Here is a 20989-nt window from a genome sequence, read left to right as displayed (position 1 = left end):
GGAGCGTCGCGTCAATGACCAGGATCATATTCATCAGCGCCGATGGCGAGCGACGGCAGGAAGTCGACGCACCGGCGGGATCGGTCCTGCTGGACGTGGCGCAGGCGGCGGGCCAGCCGTTGGAAGGAACATGCGAAGGTCAGATGGCCTGTTCCACCTGCCATGTCATCGTCGATGCGGCGGACTTTCCCCATCTGCGCCGTGCGAGCGAGGATGAGGAGGATATGCTGGACCTGGCCGCCGCTGCGACGCGCACCAGCCGCCTGTCCTGCCAGATCGTGCTGGCGGAAGGGCTGGAGAGCCTGACCGTCCGTATTCCGTCCGAATCCTATAATATGCAGGGCATGTGAGCGGGATGGAGCTTCGCCCGTTCCGCATCGCCACGCTGGCCCTTGTCCTGTGCCTGACCGCGACCACGTTGGCCGCGCCCAAGAAAAAAGCGAAGGAGCCGGTGCCGACCGGGCGGCTCGATTCGCTGCTGCCGCCGCCACCCCGCTATCTGGTGCCGCAATCGGCGCTGGCATCCGTGCGCAATCCCAAGACGATCGAGGAGGAAACCGGCGGGCGGCTGGGCATCGCGCTGGTGGACAGCAAGGGTGCGCTGATCCTGGGCTTCAACCGGGATGAGCGGTTTGCGCTCTGTTCGACCTTCAAGGCGCCGCTCGCTGCTGCCGTGCTGATCGGCGCGGAGGGGGGCAAGTTCGGGCTGGAGGGCGAAATCCCTTTCGGCAAGGACGATATTCTCGATTATGCGCCGGTGGTGAAGAAGAATAAGAAGCGCGGTCGGATGAGCATGGCCGAACTGGCGCAGGCGGCTGTCGAGGTGAGCGACAATAGCGCGGCGAACCTGCTGCTGCCGATGCTGGGTGGGCCAGAGGGGCTGACGGCGTTCATGCGGGCGCATGGCGACAGCGTGACCCGGCTGGATCGCAACGAACCGGCATTGAATGAAAATGCGCCGGGCGATCCGCGCGATACGACGACGCCCGCCGCAATCGCCGGGCTGATGGGGCGGCTGCTGTTTCGCGATATGCAGGGGAAGAGCGCCGATACGCTGCGCGGCTGGCTGAACGCCAGCAGCACCGGCGACAAGCGGATCAAGGCGGGCCTGCCCGAAGGTTGGACGTCGGGCAGCAAGACCGGGACATGCGGCACCGCCTATAATGACGTGGCGCTGGTGAAGGCGCCGTCGGGCGAGGAATATATACTGGCCGTCTATCTCGATCGCCCGACCGTGGACGCCAAGGCAGCCGAGGCGGCGATTGCGCAGGCGGCGCAGGCGGCGCTGGATTTTCTGGCCAAGGCGCAGAAGAGCGGGCTGGATTAGGCCACATTCCGTTCGCTTCGAGCGAAGTCGAGAAGCCGTTGCGCTGTTGTGTCTCGACTTTGCTCGACACGAACGGACGTGGTGTGTGGCCCCTTGCCATCCCCATCCTTCTTCGCCATATGCCGCGCCGGGAGTCGGGCGGACGAGGTCGTCGCCAACCTGGTCAGGTCCTGACGGAAGCAGCCACAGTGATTTTGCCGCGGGTCGTTCCGGCTCCCACCTTTGCCCCATCATCCTGCTTCGACAAGGGCCGCCCAAGCGGCTAGGACACAGATATGTCCGATTCCCCCCAGCCCTATCGCGTCCTTGCGCGCAAATATCGGCCGCGCAATTTCCGCGAGCTGATCGGCCAGGACGCGATGGTCCAGACGCTGGGCAATGCGATCAAGCGGGGGCGGCTGGCGCACGCCTTCCTGATGACCGGCGTGCGCGGGGTCGGCAAGACATCGACCGCGCGGCTGATCGCCAAGGCGCTGAACTGCATTGGCGAGGATGGGCAGGGCGGGCCGACGATCGATCCGTGCGGTGTGTGCGAGCCATGCCGCGCGATTGCCGAGGGGCGGCACATCGATGTGGTCGAGATGGACGCGGCCAGCCATACTGGCGTCGATGATGTGCGCGAGATAATCGAGGCGGTGCGCTATGCCGCCGTGTCGGCACGCTACAAGATCTACATCATCGACGAAGTGCATATGCTCTCCAAAAATGCGTTCAACGCGCTGTTGAAAACGCTGGAGGAGCCACCTGCCCATGTGAAATTTCTGTTCGCCACTACGGAAGTGAACAAGGTGCCGGTGACGGTGCTGTCGCGCTGCCAGCGGTTCGATTTGCGCCGGATTCCAGCCGAGTTGCTGGCGGGGCATTTCGCCCATGTCGTGGAGGCCGAGGGCGTTGGCGCTGAGGCGGATGCGCTGTCGTTGATTGCGCAGGCGGCGGAAGGATCGGCGCGTGACGGGCTGTCGATTCTGGACCAGGCCATTGCCCATGCCGAGATGGGCGAGGGCGAGCCGATGGTCACCGCGACCCAGGTTCGCGACATGCTGGGCCTGTCGGATCGCGGATCGGTGCGCCGCCTGCTGGGTCTGCTGCTGGAGGGGGAGACCGCCGCGCTGCTGGCCGGGATACGCGATCAATATGCGCTGGGGGTCGAGCCGCTGGCGCTGATGCGCGGGTTGCTGGAACTGGTCCATGCGGTGACGCTGGTGAAGGCGGGGCGCGACATTGCCAGCCCCGGCCAGTCCGCCGAGGAGCGCGAGGCGCTGGCCGACTGGGCGTCGCAACTGGGCTTCGCGCCCTTGCATCGCTTGTGGCAGTTGCTGCTTAAGGGGCATGATGAGGTCGCGGGCGCGATCCTGCCGATCGAAAGCTGCGAAATGGCGTTGTTGCGGGTGATGCACGCGGCGACCATGCCCGATCCGGGTGAGCTGGCGCGGCTGCTGCGCGAGGGCGGGCCTGTCGTGGCTGCACCATCGGGGGCGGTTGCTTCGGCTCCGACGGCTGGCCCGGCGGCGAAGCTGCCTGCGACCTTCGAGGATCTAATCGAAGCGCTGTGGCAGAAGGGTAAGGGGCAGCTGGCGCAGGAACTGCATGATTGTGTCGGGCTGGTCCGCTATGCGCCGCCTGAAATCGACTATCGCGCGACGCCGCAATTGCCGTCCGACTTCGCCGCGCGCCTGACCCAGGCGTTGCGCGAGATGACGGGCAGCGGCTGGCGGGTGACGCCGAGCGACGCAGCAGCCCAACCGACCTTGCTGGAGCGCGAGGAAGCGGCCAAGGCCGAAGCCCGCGCTGACATATTGGAAATTCCGGTGGTCAAGGCGGCAATGGCCGCTTTCCCCGATGCTGCGCTGGTCGAAACCGACCAGCCGGAACAATGGAGTGCATGACGCATGAAAGATCTGAACGAAATATTGGGCATGGCCACCCGCGTGCAGGAGGAACTGCAACGCGCGCAGGATAATCTGGACAAGCTGGAAGTCGAAGGCGCGGCTGGCGGCGGACTGGTGAAGGTGCGCGCATCGGCCAAGGGGCGGATCATCGGCGTGTCGATCGACGACACGCTGCTCACGCCGTCCGAAAAGCAGATATTGGAGGATCTGGTCACCGCCGCCTTCAACGACGCGCGCAAGAAGGCCGATGAGGTCAGCAATGCGGAAATGGGCAAGATGACATCCGGCCTGCAACTGCCGCCTGGCTTCAAGCTGCCATTTTGATTCTTTTGCAGTTCCGGTACGGAAATCCTCCCCTGCAAGGGGAGGGGGACCGCCCGCCTAGCGGGTGGTGGAGGGGTGTCACCCTATCGAGAGGGTGACACCCCTCCGTCTGGCCTCCGACCATCCACCTCCCCTTGCAGGGGAGGATGAGTGCTGGGTTAGCTAACCATGATAGCCGTTTCGATGGGATGAAGGGCAGCTTCTGACCCCAAAATCCCGATAACCCCCGGTTCATCGTTGCGGCATTATGACAAGTGACGATTGATTGGTGCGACGGGCATCCCCATAAAGGCGATGAACCGTAGGACAGGGCCGCGTCTTTTGGCCCCGGAGAGTGAATGACCGTGCAATATCCCCTTCTGCCGCTGCGTGACATTGTCGTCTTTCCGCAGATGATCGTCCCGCTCTTCGTTGGTCGTGACAAGAGTGTTGCCGCACTGGAAGCGGCGATGGAAGGTTCCAAGGAAATCTTCCTCGTGTCGCAGCTCGACCCGGCCGAGGATGATCCGGGCCGCGATTCGCTGTATGACACGGGCGTCGTCGCCATCGTGTTGCAACTGCTCAAGCTGCCCGACGGCACCGTGCGGGTGTTGGTAGAGGGCAAGCATCGCGCGCGTTTGCAGACGATGGACAGCAAGGATGGCTATCTGGTTTCGGACGTCGAGACGGTAGAGGATATCGTTGCCGAGGGACCGGAAGCCGCCGCGCTGATGCGGTCGGTGGCCGAACAGTTTGAAAATTACGCCAAGCTCAACAAGAAGCTGCCCGCCGAAACGCCGGTGCAGCTGCGCGAGATTGAGGATGCCGGGCGGCTGGCCGACGCGATCTCCGCCAACATCAACGTCAAGGTATCCGACAAGCAGTCGCTGCTGGTCGAGGCCGATCCGGTCAAGCGGCTGGAGATGGTGTTCGCCTTCATGGAGGGCGAACTGGGCGTCATGCAGGTCGAAAAGAAGATCCGTGGCCGTGTGAAGCGCCAGATGGAAAAGACGCAGCGCGAATATTATCTGAACGAGCAGCTCAAAGCGATTCAGCGTGAGCTGGGCAATGGCGAGGGTGAGGAAGGCGACGAGCTTGCCGAACTGACCGAGAAGATCGCCAAGACCAAGCTGAGCAAAGAAGCGCGCGCCAAGGCGACCGCCGAGCTGAAAAAGCTTAAAGGTATGCAGCCCATGTCGGCTGAAGCGACAGTGGTGCGCAATTATCTGGACGTACTGCTGGGTCTGCCCTGGGGCAAGAAGGGCAAGGTCAAGAATGACCTCAAGCGCGCGCAGGATGTGCTGGATGAGGATCATTTCGCGCTCGACAAGGTCAAGGACCGGATCATCGAATATCTGGCCGTGCAGGCGCGCACCAACAAGCTGAAGGGGCCGATCCTGTGTCTCGTCGGCCCGCCGGGCGTGGGCAAGACGTCGCTGGGCCGTTCGATCGCCAAGGCGACGGGGCGTGAATTCGTGCGCCAGTCGCTGGGCGGCGTGCGCGATGAGGCCGAGATTCGCGGCCACAGGCGGACCTATATCGGGTCGCTGCCGGGCAAGATCGTCACCAACCTTAAAAAAGCCGGGACGATGAACCCGCTGTTCCTGCTCGACGAGATCGACAAGCTGGGTCAGGATTTCCGGGGTGATCCCGCGTCGGCGCTGCTGGAGGTGCTGGACCCGGAACAGAATAACAAGTTTCAGGACCATTATCTGGAGATCGACGTCGATCTTTCGGACATCATGTTCGTGACGACGGCCAACTCGCTGAATTTGCCGCAGGCTTTGCTTGACCGGATGGAGATCATCCGGCTGGAAGGCTATACCGAGGATGAGAAGGTCGAGATCGCGCAGCGCCACCTGATCGCCAAGCAGATCGACGCCCATGGCCTGAAAGACGGCGAATTTGTGGTGACGGAAGAGGCCGTGCGCGACCTTATTCGTTACTATACCCGCGAAGCCGGTGTCCGCACGCTGGAGCGCGAGATTGCGCGCCTCGCCCGCAAGGCGCTGCGCAAGATCCTCGAAGGCGTCTATGCAACCGTCGTGATTACGCCGGACAATCTGGCCGACTATGCCGGGGTGCGTAAGTTCCGCCATGGCGTGGGTGAGGATGAGCATCAGATCGGCGCGGTGACGGGTCTGGCCTGGACCGAAGTTGGCGGCGAATTGCTGACGATCGAGGCGGTGACCGTGCCGGGCAAGGGCATGATCAAAACCACCGGCAAGCTCGGCGAAGTGATGAACGAATCGATCCAGGCGGCGTTTTCTTACGTCCGCGCGCGGTCGCCCGGCTATGGCATCAAGCCCAGCCTGTTCAATCGCAAGGACATCCACATCCATCTACCCGAAGGGGCGGTGCCCAAAGATGGTCCGTCGGCGGGTATCGGCATGGTTACCTGCATCGTTTCCACCCTGACCGGTATCCCCGTTCACAAGGATGTGGCGATGACTGGCGAGGTCACGTTGCGTGGCCGGGTGCTGCCGATTGGTGGCCTGAAAGAGAAGCTGCTGGCGGCGTTGCGCGGCGGCATCAAGACGGTGCTGATCCCGCAGGAAAATGAGAAAGACCTAGCGGAAATTCCGGCCAACATTCGTGACGGACTGGAAATCGTGCCGGTGTCGCATGTCGATGAGGTGCTGGCGCGCGCGCTGGTTTCGCTGCCCGAAGCGATCGCCTGGACCGAGGAGGATGACCTCGCCGCGCAGCCGAGCAACGGGCCGACGAGGGACGGAGATGCTGCACTGCGGCATTGATTGAAGGGGAAAGCGGCTGATAACAGCCGGTTTTACGGCATTTTGCACCTGATGGCGCAAAATTGCATCGAAGCTGGTGGCTTCGTCGCTTTCCCTTTGACAGGCGCTGGAAGCTGCGCCTTATTGCGCCGCCTACGCCGCGATTCCTATACAACCAAATAGCACAAGGGGGTTCCCAAGGCATGAACAAGCAGGATCTTATCAGCGCTGTCGCCGACAGCAGCGGTCTCAGCAAAAGCGACGCCAGCAAGGCCGTCGAAGGTGTATTCGACGCCATCACTGGCGCGTTGAAGAAGGGCGATGAAGTGCGCCTGGTTGGTTTTGGTACTTTTTCCGTTTCGCAGCGCAAGGCTTCGACCGGTCGCAACCCGCGCACCGGCGAGACGATGACGATCAAGGCTTCGGCCCAGCCCAAGTTCAAGGCCGGCAAGGGCCTCAAGGATTCGGTCAACTGACGGTCCGGGCGCTTGCCATTGGGTGAGCGCTCACGTCTGACCACAACCGGTGTCGCGGCCGGAAAGTGATTAGGAGAGTAGCGTTGCCACAGGGGACAGCCCCAGGCGCGCATGTATGTCTGGGCAAGGGGGTGAAGGCTGATGCAGCTTTCGCCCCTTTTCTTTTGGTAGGGCGATGTTGCGTGTCGGGGGTGGAATGAAAGGTAGATGGGGGAGCGCGGGCGCGCTGGGTCTGGCACTGGCCCTGTCGGCGTGTGCAGGCGGCGATTATCGCCCGGTGCGCGATGTGCCGGTCAGGATTGGCCCGCCTTACACGGTGCGCGGCGTCACCTATGTGCCTGCCGCCGATCCGCGCTATGATATGCTGGGTTATGCCAGCTGGTACGGATCGGAATCGGGCAACCGTACTGCCAATGGCGAGCGTTTCCGGCCCGACTGGGTGACGGCGGCGCATACCAGCCTGCCGCTGCCCAGCTATGTCGAGGTCACGGCGCTGGACAGCGGGCGCACCATCGTCGTGCGGGTCAATGATCGTGGGCCGTTTGCGGGCAAGGGGCGGGTGATCGACCTGTCGCGCGGCGCGGCGGAGCAACTGGGAATGCGGGCGCAGGGGCAGGTCGCGGTGCGGGTGCGGGTGGTCAATCCACCGGAGAAGGTGCGCGAGCGGTTGCGCAAGGGCAAGGCGGCGGATGAGCGGCCGAGGGTGCCGGAGCGGACATTGGTAAAGCTGCGCGCGCAGATGAAGGCGGCGGGGCTGTAACCCCGGCGAAAGATGGCACCGGGCGCAATTGCCTGCTTGACGCCCGGTTATCCGCCGCATATGTGCCCACTTCTCGCGGGGCCAAGTGCCCCACGGTAAGTGCTGTGGCGATCGTAGCTCAGTTGGTTAGAGCGCCGGTTTGTGGTACCGGAGGTCGGGGGTTCAAGACCCCTCGATCGCCCCATTTTCGCTTTTCCTGGCCTGATCCCGGCATATTCGCCGGGCAGGCGGGAAGGGGCTTCGCAGCATCGCGATTGCGCTCTATAGCCCCGGCATGACCGATGCGCGCGACACAGGGCTGACCCTTAATCCCAAATATGACGACCATGGCCTGATCACCGCTGTGGTCACTGACGTGGCCAGCGGCGACGTGTTGATGGTGGCGCATATGAATGCGCAGGCGCTGGCGCTGACGGTCGAGACGGGGCTTGCCCATTTCTGGTCGCGCAGCCGCAAGGCGTTGTGGAAGAAGGGCGAGACGTCCGGGCATATGCTGGAGGTCCGCGATATTCGGATCGATTGCGATCAGGACGCGGTTTGGGTGAAGGCGGTGCCGGCCGGGCCGACCTGCCATACGGGTGCGCGATCCTGTTTCTTTCGCCGGGTCGGGGCGGACGGGCTTATGGCGGTCGATGCGGCGGACTAGCGCTGTCCTGCTATTGTTGCTGGCGGCGTGTCAGCGGGAACCGGCCAGCGATGCGGGACCGGTGACGGGCGGCGTCGCGGCGTCGGGTCTGGAGCAGGCGGCGATCGCCAGCGGGGCGATTGCCGACGCGGCGAAGATTTCCCCGGTCGGGTTGTTCCAGCGCGATCACGAGGCCGGGCGCGACGCGCTGTGCGTCATCCCCGGCAAGGGCGGCGCGCTGCGGTTCGGGCTGGAAGCCAATTTCGGCGAGGAGCAAAGCTGCCGGGGGCAGGGTCAGGCACGCCGCACCGGCGACAAGCTGGTCCTGAGCTTTTCCGGTGGTGACCGCTGCATCGTCGTGGCGCAATATGATGGCGACCAGGTGGCGCTGCCCGGCGTGGTTGATATGGCCTGCGCGGACCTGTGCGAGGGGCGCGGCACGCTGGAGGGGGTCAGCTTTCCGCGCATTGCCAATGATGCGGCCAGCGCGTTGCGTGCGCGTGATCGGGGCGGTGATCCGCTGTGTGAGCCTCAATAACCGATATAGCGGCCCGGCCGGTGGTTGACGATCAGCACCGCGTTGATGGCGGCGGCTGAGAGGATCGAGAGGGCGAAGCGGTCGAGGCTGAGCAAGGGGAGCGAGGCGCACAGGATCAGCGCGTCGCCCAGCATCTGGGTTCGTCCGGCGTTCCATCCCCGCCGTTTCTGGAGCAGCAGGGCGATGACGCCGAGGCCGCCGACACCTGCACCATGGCGGGCGATGGCAAGGATGCCAAAGCCGATGATCGAGCCGCCGAACAGCGCGGCGAAGAGCGGGCTGACCTGCGCCAGATGCAGCGCCGATGGCATCATCAGCCCCATCGCCATGATCGCCAGATTGGCGAACAAAGTCTTGAGACCGAAGGCCACCCCCATCGCGCGCCCGGCAAAGAGGAAGAAGGGGATGTTGATCAGCAGGAACAGGGTCGCAGGCGGATAGGGGACCAGATAGGAGAGCAGCAGCGCGATCCCCGCCATGCCGCCGGTCACCAGATTGGCGGCCTTGAGCAGCATCAGCCCCATGGCGATGAATGCGCACCCAATGGCAATGGCATAGCCATCTTCGGCCAGATTGTGCGGGCGGGGCGGGAGAGTCGCAGAGGCAGGGGGCATGGGATGTCCGTTACAGGGTTATGCCCCGGTCATCCTCTCCCTCTTGCGCTGGTGATAGCTGCGTCGCAGCGTGCTGCAAAGCCCCGGCTTTAACCGCCGGTGTCGATCTGGGCCGGGCCGAATTGGTCGATCGCCTCGAACAGTCGGGTCAGCGCTTCGCGTTCTTCGGGGCTGATTTCGGGACGCCAGACTTCGAACAGCAGGACGACGCGGGTGTCAGTGCCGCGGTTCCAGGCTTCATGTTCCACGCTGTCGTCGAAGATCAGCATTTCGCCAGGCCGCCAGGCGCGGGTTTCCGCGCCGACACGCAGGGCGCAGCCTTCGGGAACGAGCAGGGGCAGGTGGCAGATCAGCCGGGTGTTGAGCAGGCCGTGGTGCGGCTGGATATGGGTGCCGGGCTTGAGCAGCGACCAGAGTGCCATGGGCGAGCGGCTGGTGATGACCGGCATCGGCGCAAGGTCCAGCGCGGCCATGACGGCGGGGCAGCGGGCAGCATGGTCGGTGACAGGCTTGCCGCCGTGCCAGAAATAATAGGCGCCCCAGCTGGGGTCGTCGCGCAGCGGGTTGTTGGGGGCGGGTCCGTTGGACGGGGTTTCGACATAGGGCGCAAAGTCTGGCGCGCCATCCCGCACCGTGTTCAATTCCGCCACGATCTCGCCGGTCATCGCCTCTATCGGTGCGACCCAGTCGAACTCGCCGCGCTCGTAAAAGGCGCGCTGGGGCAGGCCGGGGAAATAGAACATGCTGGGTTGCTGGAGATAGAGCTGGCTCTTGCCCAGCAGCAGGTCGGTCGCGTGCGTGATGCGGGGCAAGGGGGGCAGGTCGCTGATGGCGGCGCTCAGATGATCCTCAAACCGGGTGCTGGCGTTGTTCAGGATGGCCTGCGCCTGGAGCAGCATCGGCTGGAGTTGGGGCGGCGCGCCGGTCGCGGCGGCCTGCGCCACGGCAGCGCGGCACCAGCGGGTCGCTTCGCGCTCATCGCCGCGTCGCAGGGCGTTCTGCCCCATCGCCAGCAGGGCGGGCAGGTCACGCGGCTGATCGCGCAATATAAGCTGGAGCGCGGCGGCCTCCCCGTCCCAGTCGCCGGTGCGGTTGCAGGCCTGCGCCAGCAGCATGGGCGGTGGGGCGGCCATGTCGTTCAATGCCGCGCGTGCAACGGCGGCTTCCCCGCGCCGCAACGCCGCGATGGCCGCCTCTTGCAGCGCGCTCTCTCTTGCCTGATCGGTCATCAGCCCGCCTTAAACGGCGGCGGGGCGAGGCGAAAGCGGCTTATTCGCAGGGGACGGCGATGAGCCGACCGGTGCGCCGTTCCAGCATGATCGACAGGAGGAAGATGCCAAGGCCACCCAGCGCCAGCGCCGCGCTGCCGGTGCCGCCCACGGTCAGTTCCATGCTGTAACGCAATAAAGGGTGAACAGCGCAAATGTTTCGCATGACGAAGCGAGTTAATGGTGGGTGGTGATTTGATTGGACGTGTATCATCATCCGGTGCAATTCAGATCAAATGGAGGTTGCCCACCTCATCTTCCCCTGCAAGGGGAGGATGCCTTGGCTTTGACCCCGGCCTGCCCATTGCCGATGTTCGGACTACTCGCGATTGACAATCTTGCGCATAAACAAAGGATTGGCTGCTTTTAGCGATAACCCATCAAAACGGATCTTCGGGTTCGTTCTCTGCGTTGAACTGATTGAGGTTGCGATCGTGGAATGATGTCGTCTGTTTAAGCATGTCCGCCTGACGGGCAGGACGTGACCAAAGAAAAGCGGCGACATCCATAAGAAAAACGCGCGCACCGTCATCAAGCGAATTGAAAAGGTCGATGAGCTTCTTTTGCTCACTGCCAACCAGTTCCTCGCCTGAGCGTACGGGGGTTCCTTTACCTGTAATAAGCCATTCGGGATTTACGTCCAGAGCACGCGCTACAGCGAAAAGATGATTGGCATCAGGCAGCGATTCGGCGTTGCGATAACGACTAATCGTATTTTTAGGCAATCCACTGCGGCGCGAAAGCTCTGCATCGTTTAGCTCTAAACGATTGATCAGATTTGATAAACGTTCGGAAAATGCAAGTTTCTTCTCATCTCTCACATTACGGGATTGCCTTGTTCCGATCATGGCACTAATGTTCCGATATCGGGATGTGTACCATTGCCGTTGCTGGCATGGTTTTGTCCTTTGGGCATGAGGTAAGAAGAACGGGTCTGTTGCGGCAAATTGATTGAGCCTCCGGCTTATTCAGGCATATTTATCAGGGGTTGTGGATTACTGCGTTCTGCATGTTTTCCAGACTGCGCAGGTGCGTCAGCAGAACGACCATAACCCGGTAATAATAGCGGATTTTATCGATCCGGCAATAACCTCGATCACCTCTTGGCTTTTCGACCAGCGACTGAGTTAGCCGAGGTGGAATATGGGTGAGCACGGTGATCGATCATCGGAAAATCGCTTGATAATATTGGCGAACGCCGCTGTTGAAGCCGTAGGCGCTCTATGGATGCTGTGCTGGTCTGGCCTGGTCGGAGAATGGCGGCGGCGAGCGCGTGCCAGGGTTCGCGCTTCAACAGAAGGGGAACGCTTCGCACAAGCGATTCTTATAGCGTCCCTGATATCCGGGATACTTTGGGGCGCCATTTTCTTCGGCGGCTATTATTTTCTGTTCCGATAGCGGGACAGGAGAATCCGCATTTTGCCGATCAGCTCACGCGCCGACCTGCGCCTTGCTGACGTCCAGCATCTTGCCGTTGGTGATGATGACGACGTCGCCCGGTTTCGTGACACCGAACAGTTTTTGGGCAAATTCCTTCGGCACGCCGATGCAGCCATGGGTGCCGCGGCCCCATTGGACGTCGCTGCCATGGATGAATACGCCGTCGTTGGTCAGGCGCTGGGCGAAGGGCATGGGGGCATTGTCATAGGTGCGCGAATAATAGTCGGCATGTTTGGCCATGATCGGGAAGGCACCCAGCGGGCTGGGCTTGTCGGTCGCGCCATAGAGGATGACCGCTGCGCCAATCTCATACCCGGCGCGGAATACGGACAGGGTTTGCGCGCGCAGATCGACAGTGATGATGACCGGGCCGGTCGCGGGTGCGCCATTTTCGTCCCAGGCAAAGTCGCCATGGCGGAACGGTCCGTCGATCTTCAGCACGCGCTTGACCCGCAGCGCGGCGGGATCGACCGCCATGCCCTGATCGCTGCTGCGTTCGACCGGCTTTGCTGGCGCAGGCGCAGGCGCGGCGGCAAGCGGGGTGACAGGGGCCGTTTCCTCGGCGGCGGGCCGGTCGATCCAGTTGGTGACCAGCAGGCCGACTCCCGCCAGCGCTGCGCCGATCGCCAGCTTGGGTCCGGCGCTTTTCGCCAGCGCCTTGAGCAATCCTGCCATGTCCGTCCTCGCTTATGTCCAGTGGGCGCAAGCATAGCGCCAAAAGGTTAAGCTCAGCCTTCGCGCGCGACTTCTGCTGCGGCGATGGCGGTGAGGTTGAGGATGCCGCGTGACGTGACGCCGGGCGTCAGCACATGGATGGGCTGTTTAAGGCCCATCAGCATCGGCCCGACCGTGGGCGAACTGGAGGAGGCGGAGAGCGCCGTCAGGGTGATGTTGGCGGCGTCCAGATTGGGCATGACCAGCAAATTGGCCGGGCCTTCAAAACGCGAATCGGGGATGAGCCGCTCACGCAACGACTGGCTGAGCGCCGCGTCGGCGTGCATTTCGCCATCGACCATCAATTCGGGCGCAGCTTCGCGCACCAGCTTGAGTGCTGATCGCATCTTGCGCGCGCTGTTGCTGTGCGATGCGCCGAAATTGGAGTGGGACAGCAGGGCCGCGCGGGGCGTCAGGCCGAAATTGAGCAATTCGGTGGCGGCCAGCAAGGTCATTTCGGCAATTTGTGCGGGCGTCGGATCGGGCACCATATGGGTGTCGGTGATGAACAAAGCGCCCGCGTCCAGGATCAGGCCCGACAGCGCATAGACGCGGCTCTGGCCCGGCACCCGGTCGATGATGCGCAGCACATGTTCGACCTGGCCCCAATATTCGCTGTTGCCACCGACCAGCGCGGCATCGACCCGGCCCGTGCGCAGCAGCATGGCGGCGGTCACGGTCGGGCGGCGATAGACATGGCGGATGACTTCGGCAGCGGGCACGCCCCGGCGCGATGCGACGGCGCGATAGGCTTCGACCAGCTCGCCCATGACCAGATGATCGGTTTCGGGGTCGATCACTTCGACATCGCGGTCCAGCTGGAAACGCAGGCCAAGGTCCGGCAGCTTCTGATTGAGGATGCGGCGACGCGCGACGATGACGGGGCGGACAATGCCTTCGTCCAGCGCATCCTGAATGGCGCGCAGGACGCGCTCATCCTCGCCTTCCCCGTACGCGATGCGGCGGTTGCCGCCGCGGGCGGCCTCGAACACCGGCATCATCAGCTGGCCGGAGCGGGCGTTCTGGCGCGACAGGCTGCGTCTATACTCTTCCAGGTCGATCGGACGGCGGGCAACGCCGCTGTCCATCGCCGCCTTCGCCACGGCAGGGGCGATTTCCGCAATCAGGCGCGGGTCGAACGGGGTGGGAATGATATAGTCCGGGCCGAACACTAGCTTCTGGCCGCCATAGGCCTGCGCCACGCTGTCATGCGCGGGCAGGCGGGCGAGGCCGGCAATGGCTTCGGCGGCGGCGGCCTTCATCGCTTCGTTGATCTGGGTCGCGCCAACGTCCAGTGCGCCGCGGAAGATATAGGGGAAGCACAGGACATTATTGACCTGATTGGGATAGTCCGAACGACCCGTCGCAATGATGGCGTCGGGGCGGACTTCGCGCGCGGCTTCGGGGCGGATTTCGGGTTCCGGGTTGGCCAGCGCGAAGATCAGCGGGTTGGGAGCCATCAGCGGCAACCATTCGGGCTTCAACACGCCTGGCGCGGAGAGGCCGAGGAACAGGTTGGCGCCGGGCAGCACGTCGGGCAGGGTGCGGGCATTGGTGACGCGGGCATAGCGCGCCATGTTGGGCAGCATCCCTTCGCGGCCTGAATGGATGACGCCATCCTTGTCGGTCATCGTCACATTATCGACCGGCAGGCCCATCGATACGAGCAGATCGACGCAGGCCAGCGCTGCGGCGCCAGCGCCCGATGTCACCAGCTTGGCATCAGCCAGCGTCTTGCCCTGCAACACCAGCGCGTTGCGCACGGCGGCGGCGACGACGATGGCGGTGCCATGCTGATCGTCATGAAAGACCGGAATGTTCATCCGTTCCTTCAACCGCGCCTCGATCGCGAAGCAGTCCGGGGCCTTGATATCCTCAAGGTTGATGCCGCCGAAGGTCGGCTCCATCAGCGCGACGGCTTCAACGAATTTGTCCGCGTCGGTCGTGTCGATTTCAATGTCGAACACGTCGATGTCGGCGAATTTTTTGAAGAGGACCGCCTTGCCCTCCATCACCGGCTTGGACGCCAGCGCGCCGATCGCGCCGAGGCCAAGGACGGCGGTGCCGTTGGTGATGACCGCGACCAGATTGCCGCGTGCGGTGTAATCGAGCGCCTTGTCGGGATCGGCAGCAATCTCCATGCAGGGCGCGGCGACACCGGGCGAATAGGCCAGCGCCAGATCGCGCTGGTTGACCATTCGCTTGGTCGGTTCGATGCGCAGCTTTCCGGGCCGGGGAAAGCGGTGATAGTCAAGGGCGGCGCGGCGGGTATTATCGTCCATGCGATGCCCTTAGAGGCGCGGCGCGCCGGGGGCAATGGCCGAGCGCTCCCAGGGTGGGGCAGGCGCATAGAGTTGGACAAGAAAATCGACAAAGGCGGTGATGGCGACCGGCGGATTATGCTGCGGCAGTTGCACCGCGAACAGGCCGACATCGGCTGACCCCTCAAAATCCGGCAAAATCTGCCGAACTTCGCCGCGCGCCAGGGCTTCGCTAATGTCCCACAAGGATCGTAGCGCGATGCCGCAGCCTGCCAGCGCGATTTCGCGGACGACTTCGCTGCTGTTGGTGCGGACATGGCTGCGCCCTTCCACCATGACCGGCCCCTTTGGCCCGACCAGCCGCCAGGGCATCTGGCCGTCGGCGGCGAGCAGGCGGTGGGTCTTGAGATCGGCGATGCGCCGGGGCGTGCCGAAGCGGTCGAGATAGGCGGGCGCAGCGCACAGGATACGGCGGTTGGTGGCGAGACGACGGGCGGTGAGCGTTGGGCCAGGATCGGCAGTGATGCGGATGGCAAGGTCGGCGCGCGCCTCGATCAGGTCGGCGAAATCATCGGACAGGTTGAGCGTCAGGTCGACACGGGGGTGATCGTCGAGAAAGCGGGGGAGGCAGGGCGCGAGGTGGAGGCGACCAAAGGATGTTGGGGCGGTGATCCGCAGCGGCCCGGCGGCGACGGCGGACACGCCCGACACGCGCCGTTCGGCCTCATCCAGCGCGGCCAATATGGTGCGCAGGTCGGTGTGGAGCCGCTCACCAGCCGGTGTGAGGGCGAGGCGGCGGGTGGTGCGGTGGATCAGCCGCGCGCCCAGCCGCTCCTCCAGCCGGGCGAGGCGCTTGGACATCATCGCGGGCGAAATATGCAGGCGGCGGCCCGCAGCGGCGAGGCCGCCTTCATCCACTATGGTCGTGAAAAGTTCATGGTCCGGGTCCATCATATTCATTCACCATGGGAAAGACTATGTTCGTATAATAGTGAATATACGACATAATGGGAATGGGGTATTGCTGTGTGAAGAATATGTCATCCCCGCGAAGGCGGGGATCCATCTCCCAACCCCACGATAAGGGATATGGCTGGAGATGGATTCCCGCCTTCGCGGGAATGACGGAGGAATTTTGGAGCAAAGTGATGACCGAACGCATGATCGAACCTCTGATCGACAAGGCTGGCCTTCAGGTCGCAGCATCGCTCGCCGATTTTATCGACAGTCAGGCTTTGCCCGGCACGGGTATCGCGCCCGACGCTTTCTGGGCCGGAGCGGCGGATATTTTCGCGCGCTTTACGCCCGACAATATCGCCTTGCTGCGCAAGCGCGATACGATGCAGGCGCAGATCGACAGCTGGCACGAGCAGCGCGCCGGGCAGCCACATGATGCCGCCGCCTATCAGGCGTTTTTGCGGGATATTGGCTATCTGGTCGCCGAACCCGCCCCCTTCACCATCGGCAGCGAGAATGTCGATGATGAGGTTGCGCGGTTGGCCGGGCCGCAGCTGGTCGTTCCCATTCTCAACGCCCGCTTCCTGCTGAACGCGGCCAATGCGCGCTGGGGCAGTCTTTATGATGCGCTGTACGGGACGGATGCGATTCCCGGCGCGGCGGCGGGGAAGGGCTATGATGCCGCGCGCGGGGCGCAGGTTATCGCCTGGGCCAAGGCATTTCTGGACGAGGCTATTCCGCTGGCCAATGGCCGTTGGGCTGATCTGGCGGGTGAGGAGATTATCCTTGCCAACCCGGCGCAATATCTGGGGCGGAGCGCCAAGGGGCGTTTGTTCCGCCATAATGGCCTGCACATCGAGGTTGTTTTCGACAGTGCCCATCCCATCGGCGCGACCGATCCGGCGGGCATAGCCGACGTCATATTGGAGTCGGCGCTGACCGCGATCTGCGATCTGGAAGATTCGATCGCCGCGGTCGATGCGCAGGACAAGGTCGCCGCCTATGCCAACTGGCTGGGACTGATGAAGGGCGACCTGACCGACACGTTCGAGAAGGGCGGCGCGATGATGACCCGCGCGCTGAACCCGGACCGTGCCTACACAGCGCCGGACGGTGGCAGCTTCACCCAGCCGGGGCGCAGCCTGTTGTTCGTCCGCAATGTCGGCCATCTGATGACGACGCCTGCGATCCTGCTGGCGGACGGCAGCGAAGCGCCAGAAGGCATATTGGACGGCATCGTCACCAGCCTGATCGCCATGCATGATCTGGCGCGGGAGGGCGGCAACAGCCGGGCGGGTAGCGTCTATATCGTCAAGCCCAAGATGCACGGGCCGGAGGAGGCGGCCTTCACCAACGCTCTGTTCGATGCGATCGAGGATATGCTGGGCATGGCTCACAACACGATCAAGGTCGGCGTCATGGACGAGGAACGGCGCACGTCGGCGAACCTGGCCGCCTGCATCCATGCCGTCCGCGACCGGATCGTCTTCATCAACACCGGCTTCCTCGATCGCACCGGGGACGAGATGCACACGTCGATGCAGGCCGGGCCGATGATCCGCAAGGGCGAGATGAAGAGCAGCGACTGGATCGCCGCCTATGAGGATCGCAACGTGCAGATCGGCCTGGCCTGCGGGCTGTCGGGGCGGGCGCAGATCGGCAAGGGCATGTGGGCCGCACCTGATCGCATGGCCGACATGCTGGAGCAGAAGGCCGGGCATCCCCGGACGGGGGCGAACACGGCCTGGGTGCCTTCGCCGACCGCCGCGACGCTGCACGCGACCCATTATCACCGGATCGACGTTTTTGCGCGGCAGGAAGAACGCAAGGCTGAGGGCATCGCCTCGCTCGACCGGCTGCTGGCGATTCCCGTCGCGACCGGGCGCAACTGGTCGGAGGAGGAGATTGCCCAGGAACTGGACAATAATGCGCAGGGCATGTTGGGCTATGTCGTCCGCTGGATTGACCAGGGGGTCGGCTGTTCCAAGGTTCCCGACATTCACGACATCGGCCTGATGGAGGATCGCGCGACGTTGCGGATTTCTTCGCAGCATATGGCCAACTGGCTGTTGCATGGCGTCTGCACGGGGGAACAGGTTGATGCGGCTCTCATGCGGATGGCGGCGAAGGTCGATGCGCAAAATGCGGGCGACCCGCTCTATCAGCCGATGAGCGGGCGGGAGGCGGAGAGCCTGGCCTTTCAGGCGGCGCGGGCGCTGGTGTTCGAGGGCGTTGAACAGCCCAATGGCTATACCGAGCCGCTGCTGCACGCCTGGCGCGCGCGGGCCAAGGCGCAGGCGGCGCTTGAAATGGCTTAAAGGGGGGGGAGGGGCGCCACGTTGACGCCCCTCTTGCCCTGCGGCCCGTCAGTCTGTATTGGCCCGCCCAGCCTTTTTACGAAGGCGCGGCTCTTTTCACCACAGACATACAGGCAGGCTCTTCCCATGAAGATCAGCGGCGTGGACATTCGTCCCGGCAATAATATCGAATATGAGGGCGGCCTGTGGCGCGCTGTCAAGATTCAGCACACCCAGCCCGGCAAGGGCGGCGCCTATATGCAGGTGGAACTGAAAAACCTGATCGACGGCCGCAAGAATAATGTCCGCTTCCGCTCCGCCGAGAGCGTCGAGCGCATCCGGCTCGATACCAAGGATTTCCAATATCTCTATGCCGAAGGCGACATGCTCGTTTTCATGGATCAGGAAACCTATGAGCAGATCAATCTGCCGCAGGAATTGCTGGGCGATGCCGCCGACTTCCTGCAGGACGGCATGGAAGTGACGCTGGAAATGTATGAGGAGCGGCCGATTTCGGTGCAGCTGCCCGACACGATCGAAGCGACCGTGGTGGAAGCCGACGCCGTGGTGAAGGGGCAGACCGCTTCCGCCAGCTACAAGCCCGCGATCCTGGACAATGGCGTGCGCGTCATGGTGCCGCCGCATATCGTCAGCGGTACGCGCATCGTCGTCGATGTCTATGCCCGCGAATATGTGAAGCGCGCGGACTGACGCGATTGAATAAGCCCCTCCCTTTCAAGGGAGGGGGAAGGGGTGGGTGCGATTGCTCCTTTAGCAATCGCTGGCGAAGCCACCTCCGAGTTCGAGCCAGCTCGCTGCGCTCGCCACCCACCCCAACCCCTCCCTTGAAAGGGAGGGGCTAAGGAAAAAGAATATGGCATCCCACTCAGGCCTTCTCACCGTCATGGAACGCGCCGCGCGCAAGGCCGGCTCCAAGCTGCGTCGCGATTTTGGCGAGGTCGAGCATCTTCAGGTGTCGCGCAAGGGGCCGGCCGATTTCGTGTCTAAGGCCGACCAGCAGTCGGAAAAGACGCTGGTGGAGGAATTGCAGAAGGCGCGGCCCGACTGGGGTTTCCTGCTGGAAGAGGGCGGGGTGATCGAGGGCGATCCCTCCAAGCCGCGCTGGATCATCGATCCGCTCGATGGCACCACCAATTTCCTGCACGGTATCCCGCATTTCGCCATCTCGATCGCGGTCGAAGAGCCGCATTATGGCGGAAAGCGTGAGATAACGACGGGGCTGGTCTATCAGCCCTTTTCGGATGAAAGCTATTGGGCGGAAAAGAGCCGTGGCGCGTGGCGGCATGACCAGCGGCTGCGCGTGTCGGCGCGGCGCGACATGGGCGAATGTCTGATCGCGACCGGTATTCCCTTCATGGGCCATGGCGATTTTGCGCAATGGACCCGCATTTTCGGCGCTGTCGCGCCGTCGGTCGCGGGGATTCGCCGCTTTGGCGCGGCCTCGCTCGATCTCGCCCATGTGGCGTCGGGTCGTTACGATGGTTTCTGGGAAAGCGGCCTCCAGCCCTGGGACGTGGCCGCCGGCATGTTGCTGGTGCGCGAAGCGGGCGGTTTCGTGTCCGATTTCCGCGGCGGCGATCAGGCGATCGAGCGCAAGGAAATCATCGCGGGCAATGACGCGATTCACAGTAAATTGCACAAGCTGGTCGCCAACGCCCTGCGCTAAGGTCCATCTAGGCCAAGCGGTTCAGCCACTTGGCCTTTTTGCGATTCATTCTCAGCCTTTAGGCCCCTTGCTTCGCATATGCAGCAGGCCTAAAGCGCCCCCACAACCTTTTCGCCCAGGGGATAACGTTGGTCGATCTTGCCCAATATCTGCCGATCCTGATCTTTCTTGGGGTCGCGCTGCTGCTCTCCAGCGCGTTCGTCTTTCTGCCGATGCTGGTGGGCCGCCTGACCGGCGCGCACAAGCCGGACCCGGCCAAGCTGAGCGAATATGAATGCGGCTTTCCCGCGTTTGAAGAACCGCGCAGCCAGTTCGACGTCCGCTTCTATCTGGTGGCGATCCTCTTCATCATCTTCGATCTTGAAGCGGCGTTCCTGTTTCCCTGGGCGGTGAGCCTCGACCAGATCGGCTGGGCCGGCTGGGCGACGATGATGATTTTCATAGCGGAGCTGGTGCTCGGTCTCGTCTATGCGTGGAAGAAGGGAGCACTCGATTGGGAGTAGAACTCTATAACCCGGCGCCCGGCACTTTGCCGCCCGTCGGGACGCAGCCCGATCAGGACTTCTTCAACTCGCTCAACAGCGAAGTGAATGACAAGGGTTTCCTGGTCACATCGACCGAGGATCTGTTCACCTGGGCGCGCACCGGTTCGCTGTGGTGGATGACGTTCGGTCTTGCCTGCTGCGCGGTCGAGATGATCCACGTCAACATGCCGCGTTACGACATGGAGCGTTTCGGCGCGGCCCCGCGCGCATCCCCGCGCCAGAGCGACGTGATGATCGTCGCGGGTACGCTGTGCAACAAGATGGCTCCCGCGTTGCGCAAGGTTTACGACCAGATGTCGGAACCGAAATATGTGATTTCCATGGGGTCGTGCGCGAACGGCGGTGGCTATTATCACTATAGCTATTCGGTAGTGCGGGGCTGTGACCGGATCGTGCCGGTCGACATCTATGTGCCGGGTTGCCCGCCGACTGCCGAAGCGCTGCTGTATGGCGTGATGCAGTTGCAGCGGAAGATCCGCCGGATCGGGACGATTGAACGGTGAGGGGTATGGCGTCTCTTTTTTTCCGTTCGTTTCGAGCGAAGTCGAGAAAC

21 protein-coding genes, 1 tRNA gene and 1 other RNA gene are annotated in these 20989 nt (G+C 63.2%); 16 read left to right on the top strand and 7 right to left on the bottom strand.

The window, feature by feature from the left end; translation table 11 throughout:
* Positions 1-14: 14 nt before the first annotated feature.
* From ACODSR_RS10635 to ACODSR_RS10585, 11 genes are all read left to right on the top strand, one after another.
* Positions 15-350 (top strand): 2Fe-2S iron-sulfur cluster-binding protein, encoded by a 336-nt coding sequence (locus ACODSR_RS10635; RefSeq protein WP_489076271.1) that lies wholly within the window; start codon positions 15-17, stop codon positions 348-350.
* A gap of 5 nt (positions 351-355) precedes the next feature.
* Positions 356-1327, top strand: coding sequence for an SGM family class A beta-lactamase (blaSGM, locus tag ACODSR_RS10630; protein ID WP_489076269.1), 972 nt, complete (start codon positions 356-358; stop codon positions 1325-1327).
* A 126-nt stretch (positions 1328-1453) separates the two neighbouring features.
* Positions 1454-1551: signal recognition particle sRNA small type (ffs, locus tag ACODSR_RS10625), an RNA gene on the top strand.
* Positions 1552-1602: 51 nt separating this feature from the next.
* Entirely contained in the window at positions 1603-3213 is a 1611-nt protein-coding gene (locus tag ACODSR_RS10620) for a DNA polymerase III subunit gamma/tau (RefSeq protein WP_489076267.1), read from the top strand.
* Between the two features lie 3 nt (positions 3214-3216).
* Positions 3217-3540, top strand: a complete 324-nt coding sequence (locus ACODSR_RS10615; protein ID WP_489076265.1) for a YbaB/EbfC family nucleoid-associated protein — start codon at positions 3217-3219, stop codon at positions 3538-3540.
* Positions 3541-3878: 338 nt separating this feature from the next.
* Entirely contained in the window at positions 3879-6275 is a 2397-nt protein-coding gene (gene lon / locus ACODSR_RS10610; RefSeq protein WP_489076263.1) for an endopeptidase La, read from the top strand.
* Positions 6276-6457: 182 nt separating this feature from the next.
* The gene (locus tag ACODSR_RS10605; RefSeq protein WP_006959670.1) at positions 6458-6730 is read left to right on the top strand and encodes an HU family DNA-binding protein; all 273 of its coding nucleotides are present in this window, start codon (positions 6458-6460) and stop codon (positions 6728-6730) included.
* Between the two features lie 196 nt (positions 6731-6926).
* Positions 6927-7490, top strand: coding sequence for a septal ring lytic transglycosylase RlpA family protein (locus tag ACODSR_RS10600; RefSeq protein ID WP_489076261.1), 564 nt, complete (start codon positions 6927-6929; stop codon positions 7488-7490).
* A 107-nt stretch (positions 7491-7597) separates the two neighbouring features.
* Positions 7598-7674, top strand: a tRNA-His gene (locus ACODSR_RS10595).
* A 90-nt stretch (positions 7675-7764) separates the two neighbouring features.
* Positions 7765-8136 (top strand): phosphoribosyl-AMP cyclohydrolase, encoded by a 372-nt coding sequence (hisI, locus tag ACODSR_RS10590; RefSeq protein WP_489076259.1) that lies wholly within the window; start codon positions 7765-7767, stop codon positions 8134-8136.
* Positions 8123-8653 carry a hypothetical protein gene (locus ACODSR_RS10585; protein ID WP_489076257.1) on the top strand — a complete coding sequence of 177 codons (531 nt, stop codon included), beginning with the start codon at positions 8123-8125 and terminating at the stop codon, positions 8651-8653. The genes hisI and ACODSR_RS10585 overlap by 14 nt, the downstream gene beginning before the upstream one ends.
* Here ACODSR_RS10585 and ACODSR_RS10580 read toward each other — a convergent pair.
* The 7 genes from ACODSR_RS10580 to ACODSR_RS10550 all read right to left on the bottom strand — a co-directional run bounded on the left by ACODSR_RS10580 (position 8647) and on the right by ACODSR_RS10550 (position 15904).
* Complete coding sequence (locus ACODSR_RS10580; protein WP_489076255.1) at positions 8647-9267, bottom strand: YitT family protein; 621 nt, start codon at positions 9265-9267, stop codon at positions 8647-8649. The two genes, ACODSR_RS10585 and ACODSR_RS10580, sit on opposite strands and share 7 nt — an antisense overlap.
* Before the next feature lie 89 nt (positions 9268-9356).
* Entirely contained in the window at positions 9357-10496 is a 1140-nt protein-coding gene (locus tag ACODSR_RS10575) for an aspartyl/asparaginyl beta-hydroxylase domain-containing protein (RefSeq protein ID WP_489076253.1), read from the bottom strand.
* Positions 10497-10536: 40 nt separating this feature from the next.
* Entirely contained in the window at positions 10537-10659 is a 123-nt protein-coding gene (locus tag ACODSR_RS10570) for a hypothetical protein (RefSeq protein ID WP_489076251.1), read from the bottom strand.
* A gap of 256 nt (positions 10660-10915) precedes the next feature.
* Positions 10916-11356, bottom strand: coding sequence for a helix-turn-helix domain-containing protein (locus ACODSR_RS10565; protein WP_489076249.1), 441 nt, complete (start codon positions 11354-11356; stop codon positions 10916-10918).
* Positions 11357-11966: 610 nt separating this feature from the next.
* Positions 11967-12650: a L,D-transpeptidase family protein gene (locus tag ACODSR_RS10560; protein ID WP_489076247.1), complete on the bottom strand. Its 684-nt coding sequence runs from the start codon at positions 12648-12650 to the stop codon at positions 11967-11969.
* A gap of 53 nt (positions 12651-12703) precedes the next feature.
* Complete coding sequence (locus ACODSR_RS10555) at positions 12704-14971, bottom strand: NADP-dependent malic enzyme (protein WP_489076245.1); 2268 nt, start codon at positions 14969-14971, stop codon at positions 12704-12706.
* A 9-nt stretch (positions 14972-14980) separates the two neighbouring features.
* Entirely contained in the window at positions 14981-15904 is a 924-nt protein-coding gene (locus tag ACODSR_RS10550) for a LysR family transcriptional regulator (protein WP_489076243.1), read from the bottom strand.
* A 194-nt stretch (positions 15905-16098) separates the two neighbouring features.
* On the opposite strand from ACODSR_RS10550, the gene ACODSR_RS10545 reads away from it, so the two are divergent.
* The 5 genes from ACODSR_RS10545 to ACODSR_RS10525 all read left to right on the top strand — a co-directional run bounded on the left by ACODSR_RS10545 (position 16099) and on the right by ACODSR_RS10525 (position 20939).
* Positions 16099-18225 carry a malate synthase G gene (locus ACODSR_RS10545; protein WP_489076241.1) on the top strand — a complete coding sequence of 709 codons (2127 nt, stop codon included), beginning with the start codon at positions 16099-16101 and terminating at the stop codon, positions 18223-18225.
* A 126-nt stretch (positions 18226-18351) separates the two neighbouring features.
* Complete coding sequence (gene efp, locus ACODSR_RS10540) at positions 18352-18915, top strand: elongation factor P (protein WP_119743854.1); 564 nt, start codon at positions 18352-18354, stop codon at positions 18913-18915.
* A 163-nt stretch (positions 18916-19078) separates the two neighbouring features.
* Positions 19079-19891 (top strand): inositol monophosphatase family protein, encoded by an 813-nt coding sequence (locus ACODSR_RS10535; protein ID WP_489076239.1) that lies wholly within the window; start codon positions 19079-19081, stop codon positions 19889-19891.
* A 128-nt stretch (positions 19892-20019) separates the two neighbouring features.
* Positions 20020-20394, top strand: a complete 375-nt coding sequence (locus tag ACODSR_RS10530) for an NADH-quinone oxidoreductase subunit A (protein ID WP_006959701.1) — start codon at positions 20020-20022, stop codon at positions 20392-20394.
* Entirely contained in the window at positions 20385-20939 is a 555-nt protein-coding gene (locus ACODSR_RS10525; RefSeq protein ID WP_037473949.1) for a NuoB/complex I 20 kDa subunit family protein, read from the top strand. Before ACODSR_RS10530 ends, ACODSR_RS10525 begins: the two co-directional genes overlap by 10 nt.
* Positions 20940-20989: the final 50 nt, after the last annotated feature.

The organism is Sphingobium sp. FG125 (assembly GCF_057809795.1).
This window is presented reverse-complemented; position numbering and strand designations above follow the sequence as displayed.

Bases quoted from the DNA above. Each gene is read 5' to 3' on its own strand.
- ACODSR_RS10635 (WP_489076271.1), top strand. From the start codon at position 15: ATGACCAGGATCATATTCATCAGCGCCGATGGCGAGCGACGGCAGGAA.
- blaSGM (WP_489076269.1), top strand. From the start codon at position 356: ATGGAGCTTCGCCCGTTCCGCATCGCCACGCTGGCCCTTGTCCTGTGC.
- ACODSR_RS10620 (WP_489076267.1), top strand. From the start codon at position 1,603: ATGTCCGATTCCCCCCAGCCCTATCGCGTCCTTGCGCGCAAATATCGG.
- ACODSR_RS10615 (WP_489076265.1), top strand. From the start codon at position 3,217: ATGAAAGATCTGAACGAAATATTGGGCATGGCCACCCGCGTGCAGGAG.
- lon (WP_489076263.1), top strand. From the start codon at position 3,879: ATGACCGTGCAATATCCCCTTCTGCCGCTGCGTGACATTGTCGTCTTT.
- ACODSR_RS10605 (WP_006959670.1), top strand. From the start codon at position 6,458: ATGAACAAGCAGGATCTTATCAGCGCTGTCGCCGACAGCAGCGGTCTC.
- ACODSR_RS10600 (WP_489076261.1), top strand. From the start codon at position 6,927: ATGAAAGGTAGATGGGGGAGCGCGGGCGCGCTGGGTCTGGCACTGGCC.
- hisI (WP_489076259.1), top strand. From the start codon at position 7,765: ATGACCGATGCGCGCGACACAGGGCTGACCCTTAATCCCAAATATGAC.
- ACODSR_RS10585 (WP_489076257.1), top strand. From the start codon at position 8,123: ATGCGGCGGACTAGCGCTGTCCTGCTATTGTTGCTGGCGGCGTGTCAG.
- ACODSR_RS10580 (WP_489076255.1), bottom strand. From the start codon at position 9,267: ATGCCCCCTGCCTCTGCGACTCTCCCGCCCCGCCCGCACAATCTGGCC.
- ACODSR_RS10575 (WP_489076253.1), bottom strand. From the start codon at position 10,496: ATGACCGATCAGGCAAGAGAGAGCGCGCTGCAAGAGGCGGCCATCGCG.
- ACODSR_RS10570 (WP_489076251.1), bottom strand. From the start codon at position 10,659: ATGGAACTGACCGTGGGCGGCACCGGCAGCGCGGCGCTGGCGCTGGGT.
- ACODSR_RS10560 (WP_489076247.1), bottom strand. From the start codon at position 12,650: ATGGCAGGATTGCTCAAGGCGCTGGCGAAAAGCGCCGGACCCAAGCTG.
- ACODSR_RS10555 (WP_489076245.1), bottom strand. From the start codon at position 14,971: ATGGACGATAATACCCGCCGCGCCGCCCTTGACTATCACCGCTTTCCC.
- ACODSR_RS10550 (WP_489076243.1), bottom strand. From the start codon at position 15,904: ATGATGGACCCGGACCATGAACTTTTCACGACCATAGTGGATGAAGGC.
- ACODSR_RS10545 (WP_489076241.1), top strand. From the start codon at position 16,099: ATGACCGAACGCATGATCGAACCTCTGATCGACAAGGCTGGCCTTCAG.
- efp (WP_119743854.1), top strand. From the start codon at position 18,352: ATGAAGATCAGCGGCGTGGACATTCGTCCCGGCAATAATATCGAATAT.
- ACODSR_RS10535 (WP_489076239.1), top strand. From the start codon at position 19,079: ATGGCATCCCACTCAGGCCTTCTCACCGTCATGGAACGCGCCGCGCGC.